Consider the following 3,275-nt stretch of genomic DNA (forward strand, 5'->3'; position numbering starts at 1 on the left):
GATCCGGGTTCAAATGCGCCGCAACGTCGCCTCCACCGCACCACGCAACGCGTTGCAGATCAGCAGGCCATCGGCACGCGCCAGATCGTCGGGCGTCAGCACCCGCTCGCTGGCGCCGAACCCGGCATCGTCGAGCAGCGCCGCGCGCATCACGCCCGGCAGCAGGCCGCTGGCCAGCGGCGGCGTGAACCAGCGGCCGTCGAGCCGCACGAACACGTTGCTGCGCCCCCCTTCGGTCAGCTCGCCGCGCTCGTTGACGAACAGCATGTCGAACGCGCCCGCCGCCTCGGCTTCGCGCCACGCGCGATCGTATTCGGCGCGACGCGTGGTCTTGTGCGCGAGCAGCAGATCCGACGCGTGCATCGGCGCGAAGCCGTGCTCGGCGGCCAGCAGCACCGCGACGGTGGGCGAGGCCAGCGGTGCGAGCGCCGCGCCCGTCAGGGCCAGCGTGCCGTCCTTGGACAGCGCCGCACGCAGGCGATACGCACCGTCACCATCGATCCCGCCCACCTGCGCCGCGATCCGCGCCTGCACGGCCGTCGCGTCGAACGCGAAGCCGAGCGCCTCGGCGCTGGCGCCAAGCCGCGCGAGATGGCGATCGAGATGGCGCACGCCGCCGGCGCGCGTCGCCTGCATCGTTTCGAACAACTGGAAGCCGGGGTCGGCATCGGTCAGGAATTTCGCTTTCAATTCGCACTCCGCATATTCGTCGGCCGCCGCGCTGTCGAGCACGATGCCCGCGCCGACGCCCATCATGCCGGGCCGGTAACCGTCGGCACGCGTCGCATCGAGCGACAGCGTGCGGATCGTCACCGACAGACAGAAATCGCCGCACGCGCTGCCGGCCGGCGCGGCATCGAGCCAGCCGAGCGCGCCGGTGTACAGCCCGCGCGGCGTCGATTCGATCGCATCGATCAGCGCCATCGTAGCGTGCTTGGGCGCGCCGGTGATCGAGCCGCACGGAAACAGCGCGCGCAGCATGTCGGCGAAGCCGGCGTCGGGCCGCGCCTCGGCCTCGACGGTCGAGGTCATCTGCCACACCGACGCATACGGCTCGACCGTAAACAGCGCCGGCACGCGCACCGAACCCGTGACCGCGACGCGCGACACGTCGTTGCGCAGCAGGTCGACGATCATCACGTTCTCGGCGCGGTTCTTTGCGTCGTTGGCGAGAAAGCTGGCTGCGCGTGCGTCGGCGGCCGCATCGGCCGAACGCGGCGCGGTGCCCTTCATCGGCCGCGTGCGCAGCCGCACGCCCGACTTCTCGACGAACAGTTCGGGCGAGCACGAGACAATCCAGCGCGCGTCGGGCAACGCGATCAGCGCGCCGTAACGCACCGCCTGCCGCGCACGCAGCCGCCGATACAGCGCGAGCGGCGAGCCGTAGGCGTCAAAGCCGAGCCGGTAGGTGTAGTTGACCTGATAGGAATCGCCGGCGCGCAACGCGGCGTGGATCGCGTCGATCGACGCATCGAAGGCTTCGCGCGTGACGCTCTTTTGCAAGCGCGCCACGCCGGCCGCCGACGGCTCCGCTGCATCCTGCCCTGCGTGTCCTGCGTGCTCATCATGCGCGGCGAGCCACGCATCGGCCTCGTCGCGCGAGAGCCGTTGCAGCCCGGCAAACAGCAGGAAGCGCAGCGGTGCACTGCCCGCCACGCCGCGCTGCAGGTTGCGGCCGAACGCATAATCGCCGAGCACCAGCGCATGCAGCCCGCCGTCGAGATCGGCGGCCACGGCCGCGCACACCGCATCGAGCTGCGCCGGGTCGGTACACGTCCGTTCGTGCACATAGCCCGTGTACAAACGACTCGACCGCGCGGACGCGGTCGAATCGCAATCGTCGAGGAGCGCGAACGGCGCGCCCGCTTCGTCGTGAGTCATGTGGCGAAAATCATGATGCCGGCCGCGCTTCGATCACTCGAAGAAGCTCTTCACGCGGTCGAACCAGCTCTTGCCTTGCGGGCTGTGACGGCCACCGCCTTCAGCCAGCGACTTCTCGAACTGCTTGAGCAGATCGCGCTGCGAATCGGTCAGCTTGACCGGCGTTTCGATCTGCACGTGCACGTAGAGATCGCCGGCAATGCTCGAACGCAGGCCCTTGATGCCCTTGCCGCGCAGACGGAACGTCTTGCCCGACTGCGTGCCTTCCGGCACCGGGAACGATGCGCGGCCGGCCAGCGTCGGCACCTCGATATCGCCACCCAGCGCAGCCGTGGTGAATGCGATCGGCATCTGGCAGTGCAGATCGTCGCCGTCGCGCTCGAACACCGAGTGCGACTTGATGTGGATCTCCACATACAGATCGCCCGATGGCCCGCCGTTGATGCCCGGCTCGCCGTTGCCGGCCGAGCGGATCCGCATGCCGTCGTCGATGCCGGCCGGGATCTTCACTTCCAGCGTCTTGGTTTCCTTCACCTTGCCGGAGCCGTGGCAATGCGCGCACGGATCGGGGATGTAGGTGCCGGTGCCATGGCACTTCGGGCAGGTCTGCTGGATGCTGAAGAAGCCCTGCGACATGCGCACCGAGCCCTGGCCATGACAGGTCGGACAGGTGTCGGGCTTGGTGCCCGGCTTCGCGCCGCTGCCGTGACAGACTTCGCACGATACCCAGCTCGGCACGCGGATCTGTGTCTCGTAGCCGTGCGCGGCCTGTTCGAGCGTGATCTCCATGCTGTAGCGCAGGTCGGCGCCGCGATACACCTGCGGGCCGCCACGGCCGCCGCGCGAAGCGCCGCCCGCGGCCTGGCCGAAGATGTCGCCGAAGATGTCGCCGAATGCGTCGGCAAAGCCGCCGAAGCCCTGTGCGCCGGCACCGCCCATGTTCGGATCGACGCCCGCGTGGCCGTACTGATCGTACGCGGCACGCTTCTGTTCGTCCGAGAGCATTTCATAGGCTTCCTTCCCCTCCTTGAAACGCTCTTCCGCATCCTTGCTGTCCGGATTGCGGTCGGGGTGGTACTTCATCGCGAGCTTGCGATATGCCTTCTTGATTTCGTCGTCGCTCGCGTTCTTCGCAACGCCCAGAACCTCGTAGTAATCCCGTTTCGCCATATCGGTAATGCCGCCACACGCGATGCGCGAGCGGCTCCTCTCGCTTCCAGTAAAGTCTTGCGACCTGTAGAACGGCGCTCGCGCACCGTCCCGCCATAAAACAAATGTGCCCGGAGGGCCGTGAGGCCCGCCAGGCGCAGGGTGATCCGGACCGTCCGGCAGTGACGGATCGAATCGGTGGCGGCCGTGCCGCGCGGCACGGCCGCGGCCCGACTTAGTCCTTC

2 protein-coding genes are annotated in these 3,275 nt (G+C 68.3%); both read right to left on the reverse strand.

Features of this window, described 5'->3' with window-relative positions; genetic code table 11:
* Positions 1-9 precede the first annotated feature (9 nt).
* Entirely contained in the window at positions 10-1,881 is a 1,872-nt protein-coding gene (gene pabB / locus ACYP33_RS34330; RefSeq protein ID WP_459625546.1) for an aminodeoxychorismate synthase component I, read from the reverse strand.
* Between the two features lie 33 nt (positions 1,882-1,914).
* Positions 1,915-3,051 (reverse strand): molecular chaperone DnaJ, encoded by a 1,137-nt coding sequence (gene dnaJ / locus ACYP33_RS34335; RefSeq protein WP_414443995.1) that lies wholly within the window; start codon positions 3,049-3,051, stop codon positions 1,915-1,917.
* Positions 3,052-3,275: the final 224 nt, after the last annotated feature.

The sequence above is a fragment of the Burkholderia sp. 3C genome (genome assembly GCF_054589155.1).